The organism is Sporosarcina sp. P33 (assembly GCF_002077155.1).
Lineage (GTDB): Bacteria > Bacillota > Bacilli > Bacillales_A > Planococcaceae > Sporosarcina.
The window spans coordinates 1,301,704-1,326,486 of the sequence record NZ_CP015027.1 but is presented as its reverse complement, the minus strand read 5'-3'; the positions used below and the strand labels follow the sequence as shown (position 1 = coordinate 1,326,486).

Annotated in this window: 22 protein-coding genes; 18 read left to right on the top strand and 4 right to left on the bottom strand. The window is 44.2% G+C overall.

The features are described 5' to 3' along the window. Positions 1–52 precede the first annotated feature (52 nt). A complete protein-coding gene (locus SporoP33_RS06670) occupies positions 53–1,108 on the bottom strand; it encodes a M42 family metallopeptidase (RefSeq protein ID WP_081243000.1) in 1,056 nt (351 codons plus the stop codon). 178 nt (positions 1,109–1,286) lie between these two features. Here SporoP33_RS06670 and SporoP33_RS06665 point away from each other — a divergent pair, with 178 nt between their 5' ends. Then, positions 1,287–1,772: an STAS domain-containing protein gene (locus SporoP33_RS06665; protein WP_196796879.1), complete on the top strand. Its 486-nt coding sequence runs from the start codon at positions 1,287–1,289 to the stop codon at positions 1,770–1,772. A gap of 62 nt (positions 1,773–1,834) precedes the next feature. On the opposite strand, the gene SporoP33_RS06660 is transcribed toward SporoP33_RS06665, so the two are convergent. After that, the gene (locus tag SporoP33_RS06660) at positions 1,835–2,269 is read right to left on the bottom strand and encodes a universal stress protein (protein WP_081242998.1); all 435 of its coding nucleotides are present in this window, start codon (positions 2,267–2,269) and stop codon (positions 1,835–1,837) included. A gap of 260 nt (positions 2,270–2,529) precedes the next feature. Here SporoP33_RS06660 and SporoP33_RS06655 point away from each other — a divergent pair, with 260 nt between their 5' ends. The 3 genes from SporoP33_RS06655 (at position 2,530) to SporoP33_RS06645 (ending at position 5,091) form a co-directional block, all read left to right on the top strand. Next, positions 2,530–3,102 (top strand): DUF4256 domain-containing protein, encoded by a 573-nt coding sequence (locus SporoP33_RS06655; protein ID WP_081242997.1) that lies wholly within the window; start codon positions 2,530–2,532, stop codon positions 3,100–3,102. A gap of 110 nt (positions 3,103–3,212) precedes the next feature. Next, complete coding sequence (locus tag SporoP33_RS06650) at positions 3,213–3,878, top strand: GGDEF domain-containing protein (protein ID WP_081242996.1); 666 nt, start codon at positions 3,213–3,215, stop codon at positions 3,876–3,878. A 109-nt stretch (positions 3,879–3,987) separates the two neighbouring features. Then, positions 3,988–5,091 (top strand): threonine synthase, encoded by a 1,104-nt coding sequence (locus tag SporoP33_RS06645; RefSeq protein ID WP_081242995.1) that lies wholly within the window; start codon positions 3,988–3,990, stop codon positions 5,089–5,091. 69 nt (positions 5,092–5,160) lie between these two features. On the opposite strand, the gene SporoP33_RS06640 is transcribed toward SporoP33_RS06645, so the two are convergent. After that, the gene (locus SporoP33_RS06640) at positions 5,161–6,414 is read right to left on the bottom strand and encodes a dicarboxylate/amino acid:cation symporter (protein ID WP_081242994.1); all 1,254 of its coding nucleotides are present in this window, start codon (positions 6,412–6,414) and stop codon (positions 5,161–5,163) included. A 247-nt stretch (positions 6,415–6,661) separates the two neighbouring features. On the opposite strand from SporoP33_RS06640, the gene SporoP33_RS06635 reads away from it, so the two are divergent. The 12 genes from SporoP33_RS06635 (at position 6,662) to SporoP33_RS06580 (ending at position 20,752) form a co-directional block, all read left to right on the top strand. Further along, on the top strand, positions 6,662–7,261 hold the full coding sequence (locus tag SporoP33_RS06635) for a TetR/AcrR family transcriptional regulator (protein ID WP_196796878.1): 600 nt from the start codon (positions 6,662–6,664) through the stop codon (positions 7,259–7,261). A gap of 318 nt (positions 7,262–7,579) precedes the next feature. Continuing rightward, positions 7,580–9,187 (top strand): ATP-binding protein, encoded by a 1,608-nt coding sequence (locus tag SporoP33_RS06630; protein ID WP_081242992.1) that lies wholly within the window; start codon positions 7,580–7,582, stop codon positions 9,185–9,187. Then, entirely contained in the window at positions 9,184–9,858 is a 675-nt protein-coding gene (locus tag SporoP33_RS06625; RefSeq protein ID WP_081242991.1) for a response regulator, read from the top strand. Before SporoP33_RS06630 ends, SporoP33_RS06625 begins: the two co-directional genes overlap by 4 nt. A gap of 265 nt (positions 9,859–10,123) precedes the next feature. After that, positions 10,124–11,110 carry a tripartite tricarboxylate transporter substrate binding protein gene (locus SporoP33_RS06620; RefSeq protein WP_081242990.1) on the top strand — a complete coding sequence of 329 codons (987 nt, stop codon included), beginning with the start codon at positions 10,124–10,126 and terminating at the stop codon, positions 11,108–11,110. 76 nt (positions 11,111–11,186) lie between these two features. After that, on the top strand, positions 11,187–11,630 hold the full coding sequence (locus SporoP33_RS06615) for a tripartite tricarboxylate transporter TctB family protein (protein ID WP_081242989.1): 444 nt from the start codon (positions 11,187–11,189) through the stop codon (positions 11,628–11,630). A 13-nt stretch (positions 11,631–11,643) separates the two neighbouring features. Then, a complete protein-coding gene (locus tag SporoP33_RS06610) occupies positions 11,644–13,158 on the top strand; it encodes a tripartite tricarboxylate transporter permease (protein ID WP_081242988.1) in 1,515 nt (504 codons plus the stop codon). Between the two features lie 17 nt (positions 13,159–13,175). Beyond that, complete coding sequence (locus tag SporoP33_RS06605; protein ID WP_081244779.1) at positions 13,176–14,558, top strand: SLC13 family permease; 1,383 nt, start codon at positions 13,176–13,178, stop codon at positions 14,556–14,558. A 20-nt stretch (positions 14,559–14,578) separates the two neighbouring features. Then, complete coding sequence (prpB, locus tag SporoP33_RS06600) at positions 14,579–15,481, top strand: methylisocitrate lyase (RefSeq protein ID WP_081242987.1); 903 nt, start codon at positions 14,579–14,581, stop codon at positions 15,479–15,481. A 14-nt stretch (positions 15,482–15,495) separates the two neighbouring features. Next, a complete protein-coding gene (locus SporoP33_RS06595) occupies positions 15,496–16,638 on the top strand; it encodes a PrpF domain-containing protein (RefSeq protein ID WP_081242986.1) in 1,143 nt (380 codons plus the stop codon). 41 nt (positions 16,639–16,679) lie between these two features. Continuing rightward, entirely contained in the window at positions 16,680–19,364 is a 2,685-nt protein-coding gene (acnA, locus tag SporoP33_RS06590; RefSeq protein WP_081242985.1) for an aconitate hydratase AcnA, read from the top strand. Between the two features lie 120 nt (positions 19,365–19,484). Beyond that, positions 19,485–20,036 (top strand): biotin transporter BioY, encoded by a 552-nt coding sequence (locus tag SporoP33_RS06585; RefSeq protein ID WP_081242984.1) that lies wholly within the window; start codon positions 19,485–19,487, stop codon positions 20,034–20,036. Between the two features lie 302 nt (positions 20,037–20,338). Then, positions 20,339–20,752: a universal stress protein gene (locus SporoP33_RS06580; protein WP_081242983.1), complete on the top strand. Its 414-nt coding sequence runs from the start codon at positions 20,339–20,341 to the stop codon at positions 20,750–20,752. Positions 20,753–20,912: 160 nt separating this feature from the next. Here the strand turns inward: SporoP33_RS06580 and SporoP33_RS06575 are convergent, their stop codons facing one another. Continuing rightward, a complete protein-coding gene (locus SporoP33_RS06575; protein ID WP_081242982.1) occupies positions 20,913–22,175 on the bottom strand; it encodes a dicarboxylate/amino acid:cation symporter in 1,263 nt (420 codons plus the stop codon). A 374-nt stretch (positions 22,176–22,549) separates the two neighbouring features. Between SporoP33_RS06575 and SporoP33_RS06570 the strand changes: the two genes are divergently transcribed. Next, positions 22,550–23,020 carry a DMP19 family protein gene (locus tag SporoP33_RS06570; protein WP_081242981.1) on the top strand — a complete coding sequence of 157 codons (471 nt, stop codon included), beginning with the start codon at positions 22,550–22,552 and terminating at the stop codon, positions 23,018–23,020. A gap of 53 nt (positions 23,021–23,073) precedes the next feature. Then, positions 23,074–23,997 carry a hypothetical protein gene (locus SporoP33_RS06565; protein ID WP_081242980.1) on the top strand — a complete coding sequence of 308 codons (924 nt, stop codon included), beginning with the start codon at positions 23,074–23,076 and terminating at the stop codon, positions 23,995–23,997. The last annotated feature ends 786 nt before the right edge of the window (positions 23,998–24,783 follow it).

Here is a 24,783-nt window from a genome sequence, read left to right as displayed (position 1 = left end):
TCACCGGCAATTCCATTCGGCGGCAAAAGTACAAATCGCAGCCGCTTTTCACTCAATAGCTCTGCATATCAGATTGCACGTAATGGTACAGCAATTGCAATGTGTTTCGCAGGGAGTCTTCATGCGTCCGTTCAAAAGCATGTGAGGAATCAATTCCCGGTCCGATCAACCCGTGGATGATATCATGACCTGCCCTGATGGCCGCGGATGCGTCCGAGCCGTAATGCGGATACATATCGATTTTGTACGCTATTTCATTTTTCACAGCCAGACCGACTAAATGATTGCGCAGTCCGTAATGGTAGGGTCCGCTGGAGTCTTTTGCGCAAATTGACACCGTATATTCATCAGTTGACTGACCGTCTCCAATGGCCCCCATATCGACCGCCAAATACTCGACAGTTTCCTCAGGGATGTTGGAATTACCGCCATAGCCAATTTCTTCATTATTCGAAATGAGGAAGTGAGTAGTGTAAGGCAGTGGGATGTTTTCTGTTTGAATATGCTTAATAAGCTGAAGCAAAATCGCAACGCTGGCTTTGTCGTCCAGGTGGCGGGATTTAATAAAGCCGCTGTCCGTAATTTCAACGCGAGGTTCAAGTGAAACGAAATCACCGACTTCGATTCCAAGCGTCCGGATTTCCTCCGCTGTTTGAACTTTTGCATCAATGCGAACTTCCATGTTTGCCTGATTTCTTTCCGCAGTGCCGGCATTTTTATAGACATGCACAGAGGTCTGATGCAGTAAAATCGTTCCTGTGATGGTTTTGCCGGATGCTGTATGGATTTTACAATACTCCCCTTCGATAGAGTTATAATTATACCCGCCGATGAGGTCGAGCCGCAGACGTCCGTTGTTTTTCACTTCTTTCACCATGGCACCAAGTGTGTCGACATGGGCAGTCAGCATTCGGTGTTCTGTATCATTTTTACCCGGTAAAGTGGCAAGTAAACCGCCTTTGCGGCTGCGCTTTGTCTCTACATTGTATTCCTGTAAGAAATCTTCAACAAATGCAATCACTTGTTTTGTATAGCCTGAAGGACTTGGTATGGATACGAGCTGCTGAATAAGATGTTTGGTTTCATTTGTATCCGGCTGATAAGACATGTTTTAGAGTCTCCTTTTGAGCAGATTGTTTTCCAGTTTAGTGTAGCGTGTTCAATGAATGGTTTCAATCATTAGATATGACTCTATAAGTCCAAACAGATGAAGCTATGCTATAATTAACCAATAAAAACCGTTAGAACATACTAAGCAGTTATATGAGGGTGGGGAGGTTATGATGTTGAATAAAGAAATGAATTTAGCAGAAGAAGTGAAGGAACTTAAAGAAAAAATCATAGTCTATGAACAATTAATTGAAGAACTCTCTGCACCGATCATTCCATCCATCGTGCCGGATACCATTTTAGTGCCTATAACCGGTGCGCTTTCAGTCGGACGCTTTATGCATATTCAAAATAAGCTTGTTCAACGAATCGCTGATAACACGGTATACACGGTGATTTTTGATTTTACCGATATAAGCGCACTTGCGGTGGAGGAAAATATGGGGTATGAGCTGTTAAGTGAAAAAATAAATGAGCTGGTCAGTGTGCTGAAGCTGATGGGGACAGAAACATTGTTTGTTGGTTTCTCTCCGGCTTTCGCGCAAAACCTCGTCCTGTCCAATGTGGGGAAGTTCGATCAATTCCGGGCATTTACTAATTTTCGTGAAGGTCTTCAATATTTATTGGAGCAGAAAGGTTTGGAAATCATTCGCAAAAAGTAAAATAAAGAAAGCCCGGATGACAGAAGAAACTCATTTTCTGTCGCGCAGGCTTTCTGCAGTTTTTATCGGTTTCGACGAACGACCAGCACATCACATGCTGCGGTCATAACAATTGCTTCGGATACAGAGCCCAGGAAATAGTGCTCGGCATTTTTCAATCCTTGTGCACCGCATACAATTAGACGGGCTTTGACTGAAGGCGCCAGATCTTCGGGAATTGTGACTTTTGGATCGCCTGTTGTCATGTGAATTTCAACATGTTCAATTCCTTCGTTTTCAGCGAGTGTTTTATAGCGGGTCAGCAGATCATTTACACGCAGCTGTTCTTTTTCAAGATAGGACGTATCCTCTTCAGAAATGGAGAATACATCAATCACACTGACAATGTGAAGTCTCGGACAACCCTCATTCTTTGCCATCTCAATTGATGTAAGCAGGGCGTGTTTTGCTTCGTCTGAACCGTCTACGGCCGCCAAAATAGAGTCATATTTATTCATCTGTCAAAGCCCCTCTCGGAAAACAGGATAATTACTCATGCAGCTTCATATAAAGACGATAGAATACCGGATCACTCATTTCATATTCTTCAGTAATCATACCATATTTATACATACGGTATGTAAAAGTATTCTATACGGTTGGTGTTTCCGCTGGTGAATCTCTCTTCTTTGCAGGTGCGATACGTCTTTTTGTGTTTCATGATACTCTTAGCAGCACATACTAATCAAAACATGGATATCATCAGGAGGAATAGTATATGACAAACAGCAATAGCAATCAGAACATATCATCAGAACAGAAAGAACGCTTACTCTCGGCGTTAAAAGAACGTTTTGAAGAAAACACGGAACGTCACAGCGCCCTTGACTGGACGGCTGTACAAGCAAAGATCGAAGCAAATGCTGATAAGCTGCGGTCGCTGCATAAAATGGAGGAAACTGGCGGGGAACCGGATGTTGTGGGCTATGATGAATCAGCGGATGAATATATTTTTTACGACTGTTCAGCGGAAAGTCCGGCCGGCCGGCGAAGTCTTTGTTACGACCGCAAGGCATTGGATTCCAGAAAGAAAAACAAACCGGAGAATAGTGCAGCGGATCTGGCGATGGAAATGGGAATTGAACTGTTAACGGAAGAACAATACAGAGAACTTCAGAAACTTGGAGAATTCGACAGGAAAACATCAAGCTGGGTACAAACGCCGGATGACGTCAGACAACTGGGCGGCGCACTTTTTTGTGATCGTCGCTATGATAAGGTCTTTGTATACCATAATGGGGCGGAATCGTATTATGCTGCCAGAGGTTTCCGTGGTGTGTTACGGGTATAATTCAATAAATAAATTACGTCAGTCCATTTAGCGGGGCTGACTTTCATCCATTCCGTCTATTTTTTACTAGTAATAGGAGAATAAAAGTATGTTAATTTTGGAGATTCTATATGGGGTATAAAGGAAGATTGTATGCTGTCGGTATCGTGATACTATTTAATATTTTGCGGTACTATTATTATCATCAGTATTTGGGCTATTCTTTTAAAGCAAGCTTTTTTGTGTTAACAGCAGTTTTCCTGCTGATTGCATGGTTTGGAGGAAAACAATATGACTTGGCAAGGTTCTATGCCGAAAGAGACCCTTTGACGAATGTATATAATCGCCTCACTATAGAAAAAGCATTCAAAAAACAGGCTTCCTTATGCAGAAGCCGCGGGGGCAAACTGGCGGTTGCCTTGATTGATATAAATGATTTTAAGGAAATAAACGACAAACACGGCCACCAAAAAGGCGATGAGGTACTGCAGTTTGTTGCCGGCCTTTTACTGGCTAATGCAAAAAAAGGGAACCTCGTCGTACGATGGGGCGGAGATGAGTTTATACATTTGATTTCGAATGTCGAACCGGAATGCCAGGCTGCCTATATTCAAAATATAACAAAACAGCTGTCACACCTGACTATGGAACCTCTTTCACCTCTCAGTGCATCGATCGGCTTTGCTGTTTATCCTGATGATGGGGATAGTTTCGAAAGGCTGATCCAGCGGGCAGATGAATCGATGTATGAAATGAAAGTTGATGAAAAAACAAAACGCCCGGTGAAACATGATTAGTGCGGCAGATTGATCCAGCGATAAATCGAATATAATCCAAATGAAAACTTACTCATAGCAGACAGCTGATGAAGGCTTGAAAAACATGCGAGAAAGAGAGATGGTGCACATGACCTCTTATAGCTGTTCAGAATGTGAAGAAGTATATCCGGTTGAAGCAGGCCGCTGGAAATGTGAATGCGGAGGTCTGTTAAATTTTCGGCAAGGAAAATTTGGGGAAGAAAACGTCCAATGGACAGGTGAATATTCGATTTGGCGCTATGTTTCTTCTATGAGGGGGGCAGAGAATTTAAAAAGCTGGCGCACGGTTACTCTTGGCGAAGGTCAGACACCACTGCTGGCAGCAGATGAGTCGGAACCGGATGTATTGGTAAAAGCAGATTTTATGATGCCTACACTTTCATTTAAAGACCGGGGGGCCGCTGTCATCGTGGCACTGGCGAAACAGCTCGGTGTCAAAAAGCTGATAGCAGACAGCAGCGGCAATGCCGGAACAGCCATTGCCGCGTACAGCGCCAGAGCAGGAATTCACTGCGATGTCTATGTAAGCGAGAATACTTCACCGAATAAACTGGCGCAGATCAAAGCGCATGGTGCAAACATTAAGGCAGTAAAGGGAACGAGAGAAGAAGTGGCGGCCGCGGCCCAAAAAGCAGTTGAAGAAGAGCAAGTGTTTTATGCAAGCCATGTGTACAATCCGTATTTTTATGAAGGGACAAAAACGTATGCGTATGAAGTATATGAACAACTCGGGAAAGCGCCGGATACTGTAATTGTCCCGGCAGGAAACGGAACGCTGGTGCTGGGTGTGTTCTATGGTTTCAAGGAGCTGCTCTTGGCAGGGAAAATTGACCGGATGCCAAAAATCATCGCCGTTCAGGCCGAGAAATGCGCACCTCTAGCCAAGGCATTTAACAATGGAGAACAAACAGCGAAACCGGTGGAGAATGAAGGGACTATTGCCGAAGGAATTGCTGTCGCAGCGCCGGCAAGATCCAAACAAATAATCGAAGCGGTGAAGCAAACTAACGGGAGCTTTATTACTATAGGGGAAGATGAAATAGTAAAGGCACGAACTGTACTTGCAGCAAAAGGCTTCTATGTAGAAATAACTTCAGCTATTAATTATGCAGGTTATATACAGTATGAGAAGTCTGAAAACGAAGTCATTGTAATCTCTTTATGCGGCGCAGGGATCAAGTCACCGGCATGAAAAAACCTGTACAGAAAGCCGCCATGTTCAGTGAACATAGTTTGCTTCCCGTACAGGACTCAATAAATATTAGGCAATTTCTGCACCGCCTGTAACTTCTTCAGCATCAGGATCGCCCAGGACGCCTTCTGTTTTGGCAACGACGACCGCACATGCAGCATCACCGGTAATGTTGACAGCAGTCCGTACCATATCGAGCAGACGGTCGACTCCCAGAACGAGTGCAATACCTTCAACCGGCAGACCGACTGATGTCAGAACCATTGCCAGCATGATCAGGCCAGCGCCTGGAACCGCAGCAGTTCCAATACTTGCAAGTACTGCGGTCAAGACGACAGTCAGCAGCTGACCTACCGTCAATTCGATGCCATAAGCCTGGGCAATGAAAATGACGGCGGCCCCTTGCATAATCGCGGTGCCATCCATATTGATGGTTGCGCCAAGCGACTGCGTAAACGAGCTGATGGATTCAGGCACTTTTAGCTTCTCCTGTGCCGTTTTCATGGAGATAGGCAGCGTTGCGGCAGAACTGGCTGTACTGAATGCGACGAGTTGTGCCGGGAAGAAATTCTTGAAAAACCAGACAGGGCTTCGCTTGCCGATGAGAGCGATGGAGCCGCCATAGACGATAATCATATGAATTAGAAGCGCACCCAGAACAACCGTCATATACATCCCCATGGCTTTAAGCGCGTCAACTCCTTGGCTTCCGACGGCAGATGCAATCAGGCCAAATGCCCCGTATGGCGCGAACTTCATAACAAACGTGATCAAGTACATGATCAGTTCATTGCCTTGTTCAAACAGTTCTTTTACTTTTTCTACTTTAGCACCTAACATCGCCATTCCAAAACCGACCAGTGCTGCAAAGAAGATAATCTGAAGCATATTACCTTCTGCCATAGCGCTGATAGGGTTGGTCGGGATGATTCCCAATAACGTGTCAGCAACCGGGGGCGCTTCAGTTGCTTCATATGTGGCAGCAGCTGTTTCAAAGTTCCCGCCTTCACCGGGCTTCAGCAATAGACCAAGAGAGATTGCAATAACGAGGGCAATTGCCGTCGTAATCAAGAAGAATCCAATCGTCTTCCCGCCAATCCGGCCTAATTTTTTCGGATCCCCTATCCCGACGGTTCCGAGTGCGATGGAAATGAAAACCACGGGCACTACGAGCATTTTCATCAGGTTCAGGAAGATTGTGCCGAGCGGTTTAAATAAGAATGCATCGGCTTTTGAGAAAATGCCGGGTGAAAAGATGTTCAATACAAGACCGACTGCAACACCTGCAATAAGTGCAATAATAATATTTCTAGCCAGTTTCATGAAAATCCCTCCTTAACGCAGTATATTCAATTATTTAGACAAAAATGAAAGCGCTTACTATTTATTATTCGATAGTTTCTGCAAATTGTCAATTATAATCTATTTATATACGTAACTGACAAAATGAATCGTTAAATGGGATTATATATCATGCCTGTTATTGTTTGATGAAATAATTTGTTTTTTTCTTCCTGCCCTGTATAATTAATCATATATAAGAATAATTCATGTACTGAGTAAGATTGGAGTGTTTCAACTGAAGAACAGGGGACGGCAGATAGGGGCGGATGGCGAAAAAAGCCGTAAGCTGCTTTTGGAAATCGCGGCAGGACAATTCGCACTTCATGGTTTTCATAAGACAAAAATCAGTGAAATTGTGAAGGAGGCAAATGTCACCCAGCCAACATTTTATCTGTATTTTCAAAGTAAAGATGCTGTATTTCAAGAACTGATCGATATGTTTAAAACAAAACTGCAAAACCAGGTTGCAGAAAGCAGGCTGCCTTCTGATATGGATGAATTAGGGCTGAAGGAGCGAATTGCATCCGGTTTGCGGGCTGTTTTTGAGTTATTTCAGAACGATGAAGAAGTTGCGCGCATTGGATTTATTGTCTCTGAGGAGGCTTGTGATATTAAAGCGCAAATGGCAGAGCAAATCGAACAAAATTTAATTGCAGAAGCAGAGCTTGGGTATTTTCATACCAATCTGGATCTCGGAGTAGCAGCAGCTGCAATGGTGGGCACGATTGAACATTTGGCTGTAACAAAACTATGGGCCGGCACGCATACACCAGAAAAACTTGCTGATGAAATCACAAAAATGTTTTTATATGGGTTGAAAAAATAAGAATTGCACGCATAAGCATAAACTCATATACGGAGTTTATGCTTTTCCATTTCTAAAATCCTGTTAAACTATTTTGAAAGATATACTTGAGACAGAGTTTTAGCCGAAGAGTTCTATTAGCAATTCTTTCCTGGTGTTTGTGACTGCGCTGTCAGTACTTTGAATAAAAAGACTTTGACAACTGCCGCCATCGTGATAGATTTATGATTGCACGGAGTAAGCGGATGTCGCGTGGTATAGAATAGAAGTACATGCGCTGGCCGGTGCAGGCCAAGTTTGTATGAGGTAAAAATATCGTTTAGCTGGAAGTGACAGAATATGCTGAAATCAAAACTGCAAAAGAAAATATTGCTGATGGTCACTTCACTTATTTTATTTTTAATGACGCTTATGCTGATTGTTTTTGTCGTCACGGACTATTTGAACTTACTTGACCGCAGTCATACGGTGGGTTTGCAAACTGCAAAAATGCTGTCTTATATGGATACAGTTAAAGAAGGTCTTGAAGAAAAAACGGATGCAGAAAAAGCCGGTGACCTGGAAGCGGTCATTGAACATTATTCAAATCAAGTGGATGCGACTTTTATAGTGATTCAAGATAAAGCCGGGCATATACTTGCTTCGCCGGATGAACATCAAATAGGTGAGATAATCCCATTTAGAGATGGCTATAAAGCGATAGTGTTTGGGGCGAATTATTCCATGCTGTCAAGCGAAATTATCGGTCCCTCCGTCATTAGTAAAGCGCCGATTTATAATGAAGAGGAGAATCAGATTATTGGCGTGGTGACAGTGGGGTATCTCCTGTCGGATTTACGTGAGATTGTACATAATCGTGTAGTAAAACTACTCTTTATCTCACTGATTATCCTCGCCCTTGGAATTTACATCAGTTTCCGTTTGGCTAAATCCATCCGGAAAGATACATTTGGGCTCGATCCCGAACAAATTGCGAACTTTTATATGGAACGAAAGGCGATATTGGCATCGATCGATGAAGGAATCATTGCAGTAAATCCATCGGGTGAAATTACACTGATGAATACTGCTGCGCGTTCTATTCTAGGCGTTCATACGAATCGAAAAGGAGATGATATAGAGACAATTTTTCCAAACTTACCCTCTGTCGCAGAATTAAATGGGTCAGTCACTCAATCTTTTGAAATGGTCTATTCCGCCAAAAGACTGGTTGTCAGTGCCATGCCGCTGCAGCTTGAGGGGATGCAAAAAGGCGCACTGATTACGTTTCGTGATACGACGGAAATGGCGGAAGTCGTAAATACGCTGTATGAAGTCAGAAAGTATTCGGATGACCTAAGAGCACAGACACATGAATTTACAAATAAGCTCTATTTAATCTCAGGCCTATTACAGCTTGGAAAATATGAGGAAGCCATCCGCACCATTCAAACGGAAATCAGTTTTAGTGATCATACTAATCAGTTTATTTTAGAAAATATTAAAGATGCGCATGTTCAAGCGATTCTATTTGGCAAAATGGGTAAGGCATCTGAGATGAAGGTCAGTTTTGAGATTGATGACAACAGCAGTCTGGAATCATTGCCGAAATGGCTGGGTACAGGTGCATTGACTGTGATTCTGGGAAATCTTATCGATAATGCGCTTGAAGCGGCCGCTGGAAATTCGGCAGGACATGTTTCATTCTTCACCTTAGATTTTGGGGAAGATGTTATATTTGAAGTATCTGACAACGGTCATGGAATTCAGGCAGAACAACTTGATACACTGTTCCAAAAAGGTTACTCTACGAAATCAGCTGCAGGAAGAGGTTTTGGCCTGGCGAATGTTCAGCAGGCTGTTCAATCGCTGGGAGGATCCATTCAAGTGTCTGGTACAGATGAAGGCACAGTTTTTTCTGTCTATATTCCAAAACATGCAGAAAATGAGGAGGGTGAAGTCAGATGATTCATGTGGGAATTGTGGAAGATGATTTTCGTATTGCCTCCATACATCAGCAGTTTTTAGAAAGTATAGATGGTGTGAAAGTAGTCTGGCAGGCATTACGTGCGAAGGAAGCATGGGGTCTGCTTGAAAATCAGCCGGTGGATTTACTGCTGGTCGATGTGTATATGCCTGACCAATTAGGAATTGATTTGGTGCGGGAGCTGAAGGTTCAATATCCTTTACTGGATTTCATCGTCATTACCGCCGCTGCGGACCGCGAATTGGTTGCTCAGAGTGTAGCGGCAGGTGCATTCCACTACCTGGTGAAACCAGTTGAATTAGCCAAATTGAAGGAAGTTATTGAGCGCTATCAGCAGAGAAGGCTATTTCTTAAGGAAAGTCCCCATGCAGATCAAGAACAGATTGATAAACTTTTTGTTCATAATACGGCAGTCAAAGACAGTGAAACAAATCTTCCGAAAGGCATTCATCCTTTAACGTTGCAGAAGGTGATGGATATCGTCCATTCATTGAATGAAGGAACGACAGCAGAAGAAGTGGGGGAAAGGCTGGGTGCATCACGTACAACAGCCCGAAGATATTTAGAACATTTGATTGCAGAAGGTAAGATGAGGGCTGAGCTTGAATACGGAATTGTCGGAAGACCGGAGCGGAAATACTTCGCACTGTGAGCATACAGGAATAGAATACAGCAGGAAAGCTGGGCGTATGGTCACTATGATGTATATGGAAGCAGCCCATTACTTATATGATTCCGCTGACTGCTGTACAGAAAACTTTAAGCATCCTATTTCGGGATGCTTTTTTCACGTGAACATAATGAACAAAATGTAGTTAAAGTCTTTTGAATTGTTAAAATTGTAAACGGTTACAGATGTGAGTTGACAAAGTACACTATGTACAGATGATAAATCAGATAGAAAAGGGGAGAACAGTATGAAAAAACTAGTAGGCGCAGCGGCACTTTCATTTGCACTTATTCTGGGGGCTTGTTCATCAGATAGTGCAGGAGGGAAAGATGTTTCCGATTATCCGAAGAAGAATTTAGAATTCATCGCACCGGCAACACCGGGGGGCGGCTGGGATGCTACAGCACGTGCGATACAAAAGATTTTGAAAGAAGAAGATATTGTGGATCAGAGTATGACAGTCATTAACAAACCGGGCGGTAACGGAGAAGTTGGCTGGCAGTATCTGTCCAAAAAAGATGCACATACATTGGCTATTGACTCCAGTCTGTTAATTACGAATAACTTGCTTGGGCAAAGTGATCTCACGTATGAAGACTTCACGCCGCTTGCTACATTAACAACAGAGTGGATTTCCGTAGCGGTCAAAAATGGTTCACCTTATGGAAGCGCAACAGAGTTGATGGAGCAGCTGAAAAAAGATCCGTCTTCCGTGAAAATCGGTATTGCTCCTGGTCTTGGAAACAACGACCACTTGTCTTTCGTAAAAGCGGCTAAAACATACGGCGTTGATGTTACAAAATTAAACTTCCTCGTTTATGAAAGTGGCGGCGACGTCATGACGAGCTTGCTTGGCGGTCACGTCGATGCAGCGACGATGGCAGTGTCTGAATCTGCCGAGCAGCACCTTGCAGGTAAATTCAAGATTGTTGCGATTTCAGCTGACGAACGTCTGGAAGAATTGCCTGACGTACCGACATGGACAGAAGAAGGCGTGGATATGGTCTTCCCTCACTGGCGCGGTATTCTTGGGCCACCAGATATGACAGAAGATGAGATTGCATATTGGAATGAAGCGTTTGGTGAAATGGTAGGAACAGACTCTTGGAAACAACTGTTGGAAAACAACGGCTGGGAAGATTTCTATCAAGACAGTGCTGAAACAACAGAGTTCTTAAAAGAACAAAAAGAAATGTACACAGAACTGATTGACGAGTCTGGTTTACAGAAATAAGTTTTATAAAAAAGTTGGAGTCCCGCTCAAAGCGGGCTCGCTTTTTTAATTGTTCACTTAGAAGGAGGAACACGATATGGTCCGGTACATAACCCCGATTCTGGCAACTGTTGTCGGTGTCATTATGCTGATCAGTGCTATCAGCTTACCTAAATCAAATCTCGGAAACCCGAATGGTCCTATGTATTTCCCGCTTTTGATTGCTATTATTTTAATTATTTCAGGGATTGTCTATTTCTTTCAGGAATTCAAGGCGCGCGGTAATGAGTTCTCTGATTTCCGTGCCTTGCGAATCGGCAAGTCCCCATTGTATTTGCTCGTATCGCTTGTTTTGATGCTGATTTATACAGTGCTCTTTGAACGGATTGGTTTCTTGTATTCGACTATTCTGTTCCTTGCCGGACTGTTGTTTTTATTGAATGGGCGCAATAAATGGATGTCTAACATCATTATTGCGGTCGCATTCTCGTTCGTAACTTGGTATGCATTTGGAACACTGTTGCAGGTAAGTTTACCTTAAAGGAGGAACCGGTATGGGAATAGATGTACAAGCCATCTTAGAAGGCTTTTTAACTACAATTCAACCAATGAACTTATTTTGGATCGCACTCGGCGGGTTCCTTGGGACAGTCGTTGGTATGCTGCCCGGTCTTGGACCTGCAACCGCAATTGCGCTGCTGATCCCGATTACATTCGGAATGGAGCCGACAAGCGCCTTGATTTTAATGGCCGCTATTTATTACGGTGCGATGTATGGCGGCTCGAGAAGTTCGATCTTACTGAATACACCGGGGGATGGATCGGCAATTGCTGCCACGTTTGACGGCTATCCTATGGCACAGAAAGGTCAGGCCGGACAGGCGCTTGCGATATCTGCAATTGCTTCGTTGATCGGCGGACTGATTGCAGTAGTCGGCTTTATTGTTCTGGCTAAGCCGCTCGCCAGTTTTGCGTTGCGGTTTGGTCCGGCGGAGTACTTCTTATTGATGGTATTCACGCTATCTGCCATTGTTGCATTGGCAAAGGGACAGATGGTCAAAGGGTTCATCTCGATGTGTATCGGGCTGATGATCAGTACAGTAGGAATTGATTTGCAGACAGGAGTCTACCGTTTCACGATGGGAAATGTTCACTTGAGTGAAGGTATTGATTTCCTCGTCGTTATTATCGGTATTTATGCGGTAGGAGAAGTGTTATACAATTTCTTATCAATCAATAAACCGGTGGGAGAGAAAAAGTCTGTCGGTAAGATCTGGATTACAAAAGAACAGTGGAAACGATCTAAATGGCCGATTATACGTAATGGCCCGATCGGCTTCCTGATTGGTGTACTTCCTGGAGCAGGCGGTGCAATTGCATCCATGCTGAGTTATTCCATGGAGAAACAAGTATCGAAACATCCGGAAGAATTCGGGGAAGGTGCAATCGAAGGATTGGCTGCGCCGGAGTCTTCAAACAACGCAGCAGCTGTCGGAGCATTCATTCCGATGCTTTCTATGGGTATTCCAGGTTCAGGAACAACTGCAGTTATTCTCGGTGCCATCGTTATGCTAGGGTTAAAGCCTGGTCCGTTATTGTTTGAAAATAATCCTGATATGGTGTGGACGTTCATCAACAGTATGTTTATCGGAAACTTGTTCCTAGTCATACTGAACATTGCACTTGTCGGCATTCTTGTAAAGATTCTAGATACACCGCCGCGCGTATTATATCCTGTCATTATGATGCTGGCGTTTATCGGAACCTATACACTTGGTTACAGCACAGTAGACTTCCTGATTTTGATCATCTTTGGTTTTGTCGGTCTGTTCATGAAAATGCTGAAATTCCCGGTAGCTCCGCTAATTCTGGCTGTCATTGTCGGATCAGATATGGAGCAGAATTTCCGGATGAGTTTGGTTTCGTATCCGAACGCAGTGGGAATTCTAACGGCTTCACCGATTACTGTCGCTTTGGTTCTTATGACGCTTGTTTCACTGGGCTTACCGTTCTTTTCCTCGTGGTTAAAGAAGCGTAAAGCGCAAAAAAATAACAGCGAAGCAATGTAAGTGGTTTTATGACAGTGATGACGAAAAAGAAAAGACTGCTAGTACTCTGCAGTGTTTTACTATACATCATAACGTTTTCTCCCTTTGTGGAGACTTCAGAAGTATTACGTGCCGTCGCGTGCCTCATCATTATCCAAGTTCTTTGGATTGGTGGGGTCTTTCCTTTAGCATTCAGTTCTTTGCTGCTGATGTTATTGCTTTCCGTGCACTTCTTTACGTATGAGGAAACATTGAGTTATTTTGCCTCCGAGATTGTCTGGCTGTTATTTTCAACGTTTATTTTAGCAGGTGCATTCATTGAATCGGGACTCGCCAGCCGCCTGTCTTTGAAACTTCTTTCCTTATCGAAAGGTTCGAGCCGGCTGCTGGTGTTTTTCTCATTCGTGCTGATGTTCATCTTGTCACTGTTCATTCCGTCCAATATAGGCAAAGCGAGTCTGGTCTCGTCCGTGCTGGATGGCATTGTCAGACATTTACAGACGATGGGGCGCGTAGAACGGCTGGCGAAATCACTATTTGTCGGCTTAACACTCATCGTGCCAATATCTGGTGCGGTGGTGGCAACGGGTGCAAGTTCGACGCTGTATGCCTTTGGGTTGCTTGGCGAAGTGACGCAAGGTCTGGATTACGTGCGCTGGCTGCTGTATATGGGGCCGCCAATTATTCTGTTCTTACTGTTATTATTCCTGCTCTTTCTCGTTGTTTTCCCGCCTGAACAAATCGACGGCGCAGAACTCGAAAAAGTAATTGGACAGAAATTACATAGCCTCGGACAGATGTCGCGCAGCGAATGGAAGGTTCTTGCGATTCTTGGCTTGACGGTTATATTGTGGATGACAGGGAGTCTGCATGGATTTTCCGTATCTCTCGTTGCGCTGTTTGGTGCAATTCTGACAGTACTTCCCGTTACAGGGATATGGCAGTGGGAGACAGCAAAAAGAAAGATCGGCTGGGACTTATTGCTGTTTTTTGCAGCAACTCTGATGCTGTCGAGTATGCTGATTAAGACAGGCGCGGTGAAATGGTTCGCTGTACAGCTGATTGAAGTTCTGTCGATGGAATCGTATTTTTTGGTCGTTCTGTCACTCCTTCTCGTGACTGCTCTGCTGCGGCTGTTTTTCGTCAACGTGCTTGGTTTTTTGACTATCATGCTGCCTGTAGCGTTAGCAATTGGCGAGGCATTTCCTTCGCATGACCCTCTGTATTTGTCAATGGGCGTGTTTTTAATGGGGATTCCGGGTTTTGTTTTGATCACGCAATCGCCGATACACTTAATCAGTTATGAATATGGTTATTTCACGAAGCGTGATTTACTGCAGCTGGGATCAGGTGCGTTTGTCATTTGGCTGCTCGTCGTTCTCGCTTCAATGTATGGATACTGGATGGTTTTCTATTCTTAAAATGAAAAGGGGAATTAGTAATGACATGGTTAGTACAAGAACAAAAAACGCAGAAGGAACTGGCAGGAGAATTTTTAACTGCTATTCGTAAAAAGGAAATATTGAAGATCATGGGCGCACATGATGGTATGGCAGCTTTGACGGCGAAGAAAGTAGGTTTTGAAGCATTGTATTTATCCGGCGCGGCATTTACTGCGAGCCGTGGTTTGCCCGACCTTGGGATTTTGCACTCGCAAGAAGTGGCGGAACGAGCGAGAGAATTAGTGCGTGCGGCGAATTTGCCTGTTCTTGCAGATATCGATACCGGATTTGGCGGTGTGCTGAATGTTGCGCGGACGGCCAGAGAAATGGTTGAAGCAAATGTAGCGGCTGTGCAGATAGAAGACCAGGATTTGCCGAAAAAATGCGGACATTTAAACGGCAAGAAGTTAATTGCCGCTGAAGAGATGGCAGCGAAAATTCGGGCGATTAAAGAAGTGGCGCCTTCATTAGTCGTCGTGGCACGGACAGACGCATTATCAGTCGAAGGGCTGGATGCTGCCATGGAACGGATGAAATTGTATGTGGAAGCGGGAGCAGAAGCGCTGTTCCCGGAAGCATTGACGACAAAAGAAGAATTCGAAAAAGTGGGGGCTGCTTTTGATGTGCCGCTGCTGGCTAATATGACAGAGTTTGGGCGGACAGAATATTATACAGCTGAAGAATTTCAGGAATTCGGTTTTTCGATGGTGATTTATCCTGTGACTTCATTACGTGCAGCCGCGAAAGCATTTGAAATCGTATTCCAGGAAATCTTCGATAAAGGGACGCAAGTGGATATGCTTGACCGGATGCAGACCCGTCGTGAACTGTATGAAACGATTGAACTGGAAAAATATGAGTCTTTGGACGGAAAGATTGCCAAGACAATTATTCCTGAATGAAGGAGGAAGCAGCCATGAAACAAAAAACGGTGCCGTGTATTGTATATCGCGGGGGTACGAGCAGAGGCGTATTTTTTAAGGAAAGCGACCTGCCGAAGTCAAAGAACGCGCAAGAACAGATATTCATGTCTGCAATTGACGCATATAATCCTTCACAAGTAAACGGTCTGGGCAGCGGCACCTCACACACAAGCAAAGTGATAGTCATTCGTGAAACTGACAGCGAAGAAGCTTGTCTTGCGTACACATTTTACCAAGTAGGAATTGGCGAGGCTGTTGTGGATTCTGAAGGAACGTGCGGGAACTTAATGGCGGCTGTCGGAGCGTATGCAATAGATGAAGGATTTGCAAAGATTCCTTCTGCTGACGGAATGTGTGAAGTGACTGTGCTGAATGAAAATATTAATCGTTTCATACGGATTAAAGTGCCTGTTGCTGACGGAGAAGCCCAAGTGGATGGAGACTATTTGATGGCAGGAATTGTGCATACAGGTGCAAAAATCAGTGTTTCGATTTTGTCACCGGCCGGCGGTAAAACGGGAGCTGCATTTCCTGCTGATATGCGTACGCAATTAAAAATGGATGATCGGACCATTGCCGCAACAGTCAGTGATATCGTCAATCCGTTCGTATTTGTTAAAGCGCAGGATTTTGGATTGGATGGTTCAGAGCCGAATCATATACTCAGTCAAAATCAGCACTTACTCACACAGCTTGAAACATTGCGTCTCCATGGTGCTGTAGCCGCGGGGATGTCAGAAACTGTTACTGCAGCCAAGGACGTGCCTTCTATACCGAAGATTGCCTTGGTTGCACCGCCGCGTGATTATCTTACTGCGTCAGGAGCTGTGATCAAAGCAGAAGATATTGATGTCATTGCAAGAATGGTTTCCATGGGGAAATTTCATCGGACGTTTGCCGGCAGCGGTCTGTATAATTTAGCTTCTGCATTACTGATCGATGGCACGATTCCAAATGAATGCTGCGTTGCCGGCAGTCAGAGACAGCAGCAAAAGATTCGAATTGGCCATCCGGACGGAATAGCAGAAGTGACAGTAGAGTTAACAGCCGATGGAAAAGACGTTGCCGCAGTCGGCTTGGACCGGACGGCAAGAAGAATACTCGAAGGCCGATGCTATGTTCCGGGCTGGCTGTGATTTTGATCGGCTCATAGCAGCAGATAAAGGGGGAGCAATGGATGAAACAGCACTGTGAATGGAATCGCGGTACCGTGCGTGACGAATTATTAATTAAAGGGAAGCAATTCAGCTATGTTTCATTGAAACGGCTGGAGAGTCTTGGTTTCAATGGAATACACAGATTACCTTATACGATCAGGCTGCTTCTTGAATCTGCGGTTCGTCATGCGGATGGTCTGTACATAACGGATGAACATATCGCCGCACTCGCAAATTGGCAAGGCGGCACTGCGGGTCAGGAAGTGCCTTTTAAACCGGCGCGCATTGTATTTCAAGATTTTACGGGGATTCCGGCTATCGTCGATTTGGCATCAATGCGCGATGCGGTAGCTGCACGCGGCGGTAATCCATTATTAGTCAACCCGCAAATTCCTGTCGACTTAGTAATCGATCATTCAGTCATTATTGAACATGCGGGAGATGAGACAGCGTTTGAACAAAACCTGTCTATCGAATACGAGCGAAATGCGGAACGATATTCGTTTGTGCGCTGGGCACAGAAAAACTTTGAAAACTTTCATGTCGTCCCGCCGGCGAATGGTATTGTCCATCAAGTGAATTTGGAGTACTTGGCTGCAGGTGTCAGAATAGAGACACACAATAATAAAGAGTGGCTATACCCAGATTCTTTAGTCGGTACGGATTCGCATACTCCCATGATTAACGGAATTGGAACAGTTGGCTGGGGAGTGGGCGGAATCGAAGCGGAGTCTGCGATGCTAGGACAGCCTCTATACTTTACGATTCCAGACGTGGTGGGTGTGAAGCTGACGGGTTCATTGCCTGAAGGGGTAACCGCAACAGATCTCGCATTAACCGTGACAAATACCTTGCGTAAAAAAGGGGTCGTTGGAAAGTTTGTGGAGTTTTACGGTGAAGGGCTGCGTCATATACCTGTTACCGATCGTGCCACAATAGCGAATATGGCGCCTGAATATGGAGCAACGATGAGCTTTTTCCCGACCGATGAACGGACGATGGAATATTTTCGCCAGACAGGACGGGAGGATTCTGTTCCGCTCGTGGAAGGATATTTGCGTGCGCAAGGCTTGTTCATGGATGAAAGTTCCGACGCGCCACAGTTTTCAGAGACGATGGAATTGGATTTGAGTACGATCATTCCGACAGTCAGCGGACCGAAAAGACCGCAAGATACGGTCGCACTGACAGAAATGAAGCAGTCATTTGAAAGTATTTTGGCGGAACCGGTTGCTGACGGCGGGTATGGCAGGCAGCGTGTGAAATCCTTCGAAGGTATACAGGACGGGTCTATTGTGCTGGCATCCATTACAAGCTGCACGAATACGTCCAATCCTTCTGTCATGGTGGCGGCGGGGCTGCTTGCTGCAAATGCTGCGGCACACGATTTACATGTGCCTTCGTATGTCAAGACAACGCTGACACCGGGCTCCCGGGTCGTCACCCGTTATTTGGAAAAGGCAAATTTACTAACATCTTTACAAACACTCGGATTTTTCGTAGACGGCTACGGCTGCGCTACATGCTGCGGCAATAGCGGCTCCCTGATGCCTGAAGCAGAAGAAGCGATAGCGGACAAAGATTTGGTCGCAGCATCTATTTTGAGCGGAAACCGTAATTTTGAAGGGCGTGTACATCCGCTGATACGTGCAAATTATTTAGCATCTCCTCCACTTGTCGTTGCCTATGCACTCGCGGGACGAATCGATATTGACTTTGACGAGGAGCCGATTGGCAGTGGAACGGATGGGCGCCCCGTCTATTTAGCGGATATATGGCCGTCAGCGGAAACTGTGCAGCGAATAATTGGGGAAACTGTCGACGCTTCTCTGTTTCGTGAAGAATACGCAGGTATTTATTCCAATGAAACCTGGGAGTCGATACCGGCGCCGGAAGGTATGCTGTATGACTGGGATGAAAACTCTACGTATATTCAGCGTGCTCCATATTTTGATAAGGCTCAAAGCGTGTCGATCAGAGAAAATACACAGAAGATGATTCCGCTGCTGATGCTGGGTGATTCTGTCACGACCGATCACATCTCACCGGCAGGGCATATACCATTGAATAGTGATGCCGGCAGATTTTTATCGGAGCAGGGGATCAGCCCCCGTTCTTACAATAACTATGGCGCACGCAGAGGGAATCACCATGTAATGATGCGCGGCACATTTGCGAATATACGTCTTCGTAACCAACTCGTTCCCGGTACGGAAGGCGGCTATACGATACATAGAGGCACGGGGGAACAAGTGACAATATTTGAAGCATCGCAGCGATATCAAAAAGAACAGCGTAATTTAATTGTACTGGCAGGCAAAGAGTACGGAACCGGAAGTTCACGGGACTGGGCAGCTAAAGGTACGTCACTGCTCGGTGTAAAAGCTGTCCTCGCTGAAAGTTTTGAGCGTATTCACCGCAGCAATTTGTCAGGGATGGGTGTGCTGCCTCTTCAGTTTGCGGAGGGTGAATCTGCTTCCACGCTTGGTTTGGATGGATCAGAAATATATTCACTCGATGTGGAAGATGAGACGTTCGTTCCCGGACAGCGCTGCGTTATGACAGCAGAGCGGGAGAACGGTGAAACCATTGATTTTACTGTATTGCTGAGGATTGACAATAGGATGGAAAAAGATGCATATTTGCAAGGAGGCTTGTTGCCTTCAGTAGCGGCGAGTATGCTAAAAGAGTCTGAAACACCGTAATCATCAGATAACCTGATTGAGTAAACAATTGTTGAAAATGCGTTGACGTACGTTCTTCCATACGATAAAATGAATGTCAACAATATAAATATGTCAGTTTACTAAAAGGGGTATATCAACATGATGGATTCAAGAAATAGACTTAAAATGATGATTGTGACCGCTTTGTTTGCGGCAATAATCGGTATTATGGCACAGCTGACTATTCCGCTGCCGCTCGTTCCGATTACAGGACAGACGCTGGCGATCGGCTTGGCAGCTACCATATTAGGCTCGCGTTACGGCACAATTTCCGTGCTCGTTTACTTGGCAATGGGAGCAGTCGGGATGCCTGTGTTTTCTGGAATGTCTTCAGGTTTAGGCGTAATCTTTGGCCCGACCGGCGGATTCCTGATTGGATTCATTCCGACGGCGTTCATTACCGGCTATTATATGGAACGGACCAGTTTCACGCTGCCGAATGCAATTGTTGCCAATATTATTGGCATGTTTGTAGCATTAGCTTTCGGTACAGTGTGGCTGAAGTTTATCGCAGAGCTTTCTTGGACAGCAGCGATTATGGCAGGTTTTGTGCCATTTTTAATAGGCGGCTTCATCAAGGCATTCCTTGCTGCCTGGGCGGGAATTATGGTTCGCGGCCGCTTATTGGCTACCCGTTTATTACTGGCTTGACTGGATGGACAACGACTTACAAAGCGTTAGCTCTTACATAGGAGTTAACGCTTTTTCGTACTTTTTATAAGTTCTTTATAAAAGTGCGGCAAATAGTTGGTTTTTTGGGGAACTAGTTGATAGAATGGTTTTTGAATTAGGAGATGCAATTTTTCTTATTTCATCAGGTCTATCCAGTTTATAAAATGGGTATATATCATGGTAACCGAATCTAATGCCGGTGGCGAAAACTTGAGTGTTTATTGAAGGCCCTGTAACCTCAAGTGAACAAAGGAACAAAAGTAGTGTCAGGAGGTCTTTTCATGAAGATAGCTGTAGCGGTAGACGGATCAGAAAATGCATTGCGTGCCACAAAGTATGCCATGATGTTGGTGGAACAGTTTCCTGAAGCGCAAATGGAATTAATCCATGTCATTGATTTTAATAAAGTAGAGGATGAACGGCTGCTTAAACAAAGTCCGAACAGCCTTGCCTGGTACCAGAATAAAAAGGTACAGTCTGCCTTGAAATTATTGAAAGAGAAAGAAATACAGGCGGGAGTGACGGTACTGAAAGGGAATCCGCAACAGCAAATCATTAAACACGTGAACACAAACGAAATTGATCATCTCATACTGAGCAGCCGCGGATTGAACACACTTCAGAAAATGGTAATGGGAAGTGTCAGTCAGAAAGTAATCAAAAACGTGAATTGCTCTGTCACGATAGTTAAATAGATAGTACGTGAATTAAGGATTGTCCGGAATGTCAGACACGACGTTTTGGACAATCCTTTTTTAAAAATGCTGTATGGATCTTCTAAATCAAATAATTTATAATCTCCGAAATGAAACTGCCGCAGAATGTCTGGAAGACAATTTTGCGGCAGTTTCAATTTCAGTGTCTTTTGTCAGTTGCGTAAGCGGGCGCTGCGCTATGAGCTTCGGCTTGGGCAGCTGAAGAATTCTCTTCCCATTTATCCAGTATTACTGCATTGGCTGTGTTTCCAAACACGTTCAGCAGCGTACGGAAACCATCAGTCAAACGATCGACACCTGCGACGAGCGCGATGCCAGCAAGAGGCAAATTGGCTGCCGCAAGTACCGTAGACATCATAATGATACCTGCACCCGGCACGCCGGCTGTGCTGAATGACACAACAAGTGCACTGATAATAATGGCAAGTATTTGTGCGCCGCTCAGCTGGATATCAAACAGCTGCGCCACAAATAAAGCATTGAATGTCTGTAAGATACATGCGCCATCACGCTTTAGGGCAGTCCCTAAAGGAATCGCAAAGCCAGCAATATCTTCTTTCATCTTGAAGGCTTTTTTGCTGTTTTCAATAGCAACCGGCAATGCCGCGTTCGAACTGGCTGTGCCAAATGCAATGCCGAATGTCGGCTGGAAGCTCTTCCAGAAGTGCTTCGGTGAAACATGCAGGAAGCTGAGTATGATGAAGTATGCGATTGCCATTAGTGTTAATGCGATGATTAACCCAAGAATATAGACGAGTAACTTCTGCACAATGTCCAGACCCTGAGTGGCGATGACAGAGCTGATTAGGGCGAACACACCGATTGGCGACAGTTTGAGTACGAGCATCGTAATTTTTTCTACAATAACATGAACGCTTTCTATAAAGGAAATGAACGGTTTTGCATGACTGCCCGCCATACGAATTCCGATCACGACAATAATTGCTGTAAAAATAATTTGTAATAAGTTTCCGGTTGCGAATGCTTCAAATGGATTGGTTGGAACAATTGAAATCAGCCATTCAAGAATCCCTTGTCCCTCTTTCGCTTCGCCGGGAGCCAATTCACCCAAGTTTCCAACCATATTGCCGGGTTTCAGCACGGACGCAGTGATATAGCCGATAACTAGTGCAAGAATACTTGTGCTGACATAAAGGAATAACAGCTTTCCTGTCAACCGTCCAACTTTTTCGGAGTTGCCGATGCTGGAAAAACCGATAATTAATGAAGTAAAGACAATCGGCACTACTACGAACTGAATTAAGTTCAAGAACACTTTACCGATTGGTGAAAGCACATATTCATTCAGCTGCGGAACCGCGTGCGGGAAAAAAACATTTAGAATAATTCCGAAGACAATACCAAAAGCCAGACCGAATGTAATTTTCGTTGACAGTTTCAAAGCACTCAACTCCTTAAATCCTTATAATAGTAATAGGTTTAATATAATAAAGTATATTGGTTTTGTCAACATTGAATTTGCGCACTATTCAATTTCTTGAAACGAACAGAAATGATTCATATTGACCGTTTCCTAGAATATAAATTACGCAAGGGAGGAAGGGGAAGAAACACGGGAGGAGATCAATTGCAATTAACTTTGCTTTAAGGATGGCAATGTAAATTGCAGTAGCAAGGAAGCTAATACACAGTGTGTGGAGAAGATAGTGAAAAAGGAATTTTGTGTTAAAATAGATGATAAGTGGACGGCCTCTTAACTGAACAGGCCATTTTGCGTAAGATTGTTGCAAGGAAGTAATTAATGAGGGGAATACAATGAAACCTAAAATGAACAGAAAAGATTTGTTAGACAGCGACAATATATGGAACGCTGTAGTAACAGTTATAAGTGAAAATGATTTATCAACTAAAGACACGGTTTTAAATGAAGCACTTATTGTTTTTCAATATTATTCTGAGCTAGAAAGTGGAGGACACGAAGTTTTACTGAATTGGCTTGAATCGTCTATCGAAGAAATAAGCATTGAATTTTATTTTTACAAATTAATAACTATCCTTGAGAAAATTGGTGCTCATGACCATGCAATGATTGAGGAAAAGTATGGACGAGAAATGTGGAGGCTGTACGTTGCTCTAGAAAGTGATGAGATAGAAGAAGATGAATTTTATAATGTTGTTAATAAGGCTGATGACGAATACCACAAGCTTAACGGCAGATTAGAGAAATTATTAGAAACTTACTTCGTCAGTATTCATATGAATTTAATAGATGTAATTGAAGATTAACCAGTTTTTGTTGAAATCCAGTACGTTCATTCAGGAAAGGTTGATGAAAGAGGATGCAATCAATACGTAAAAAACTGGTAAATCCTATAGCTAACCTGCACGAAGATCTGAAACACATGACGCCGATTTCGATTGCCATTGGACATGAAAACGATATATTCGTCTTGCTGGCGGAAGAGCAGCCGCCGCTTATCGACGGTAGCTTCCCTGCAACCGTCACAGAAAAAAACTATAGATATCAAGTCATTCATCTGAAGGATGGGCATAAGAAAGTGCTGGAATTACCGAATGAAACATGGAACTATCACTATATCCAGCCGATTGATAACGGTCATATACTGCTTGTATGTGCACGGTCATATTACCACGATGCACAACATATTGAAGAAAATGCACGTGTCTTTGATGAAAACGGATGTTTTATTCGTTCATTTTGTTTGGGTGATGGGATTGAGCAAGTATTCGTGAGAAAAAATCAGGAGATCTGGACGGGGTACTTTGATGAAGGAGTTTTCGGTAATTACGGCTGGGAGGTGCCGGTTGGTCGCAGCGGACTAGTTGGCTGGGATGCTGCGGGTGGTAAGATGGATTCGCTTGAAGAGGATAAAGAATACTCTATTTTTGAATGTTGGGCACTTAATGAAGCAGTTGACGGTGGGATTTGGTTTTACTTCACCATTGATTCGAAAATGGGAGTTCGAAAAGAGGGTCGCACATCGTATTATTCAGTTGATGATATTTCATTCCGGACATTTGCGGTGAATGGGGAGACAATCGTTGTACACCAAGGCAGAGGTGAACATACACTTTTCGAGTTACAACGTGAAGGTAATGAATACAAGACTGTCCATGAAATTGAACTGATAAAGCCAGATGGCAAGCCGGTCGAACCGCAATTAGTAAGTAACCGTGAGAATATGTTGCTGTTTTTGGACGGGGATGAGCTGTATATGTATGATTCAAAATCGGGAGCCTGACGGAAGAATTGTTGGAAATATACACGGGATATAGTCTGTAAAAGAGAAAAATAATTGCAAAAAACGTCATTATTACTATCTAGAACCTCCGCAATAAGGTGCAATTATTAAATAAGGATTATGCTGTTAAAGGGCCAGATGGTCAAACATTCAGAAAATAACAAGCTTGTAGATTATCCAAAGAAATTGGTTATTGGAAATGAGATGCTCTTGACAAGTCGTTGTTAAGATAGTGTATGGTTTAGGATTCTCCCTGCAGAACCGGACGCTTTCCTGAGGGGGCGCGGCGGACTCGCCAGAAGTGCGTTGGCGATTACGCCTGTCACCCTGATCCTCCAGGAGTCGCCGGTTCTTCCGGGAGAATCCTTGAGTTTGTGTCTGCAGGTCAGTTAGTGTTCGTCCAGAAATTGGAGTATGGTAAGTGACTCTATCTGCGCGGTGTGGTTGGAGCTATGGATTGACTGACTGAATGGACAACAAAGCGATTTTTTTCTCCATTCAGTTCATCGAAATAGTCATAGTAGCTAAAAAAATTACCGCTTTCTAACTTCAAAAATGGACGCATTCTATCAGATAAGTCTACTCGGCTTTCACTGCTTGCAGAGGGCTATCAAACTGTCTTATGTACACTAAGTCCGGCTGCAGCGCAGATCAACGGTTTCAAACCACTATCTAACTATCGGGCGCTATTGTCGCATACGCTTTTGTACTCACTTAGTTGATCGGAGCGGAAAGCGGCTCGGGGAGGAACAGCGAGGGCCGTAACGAAGAACGGCTTTTTCGAGT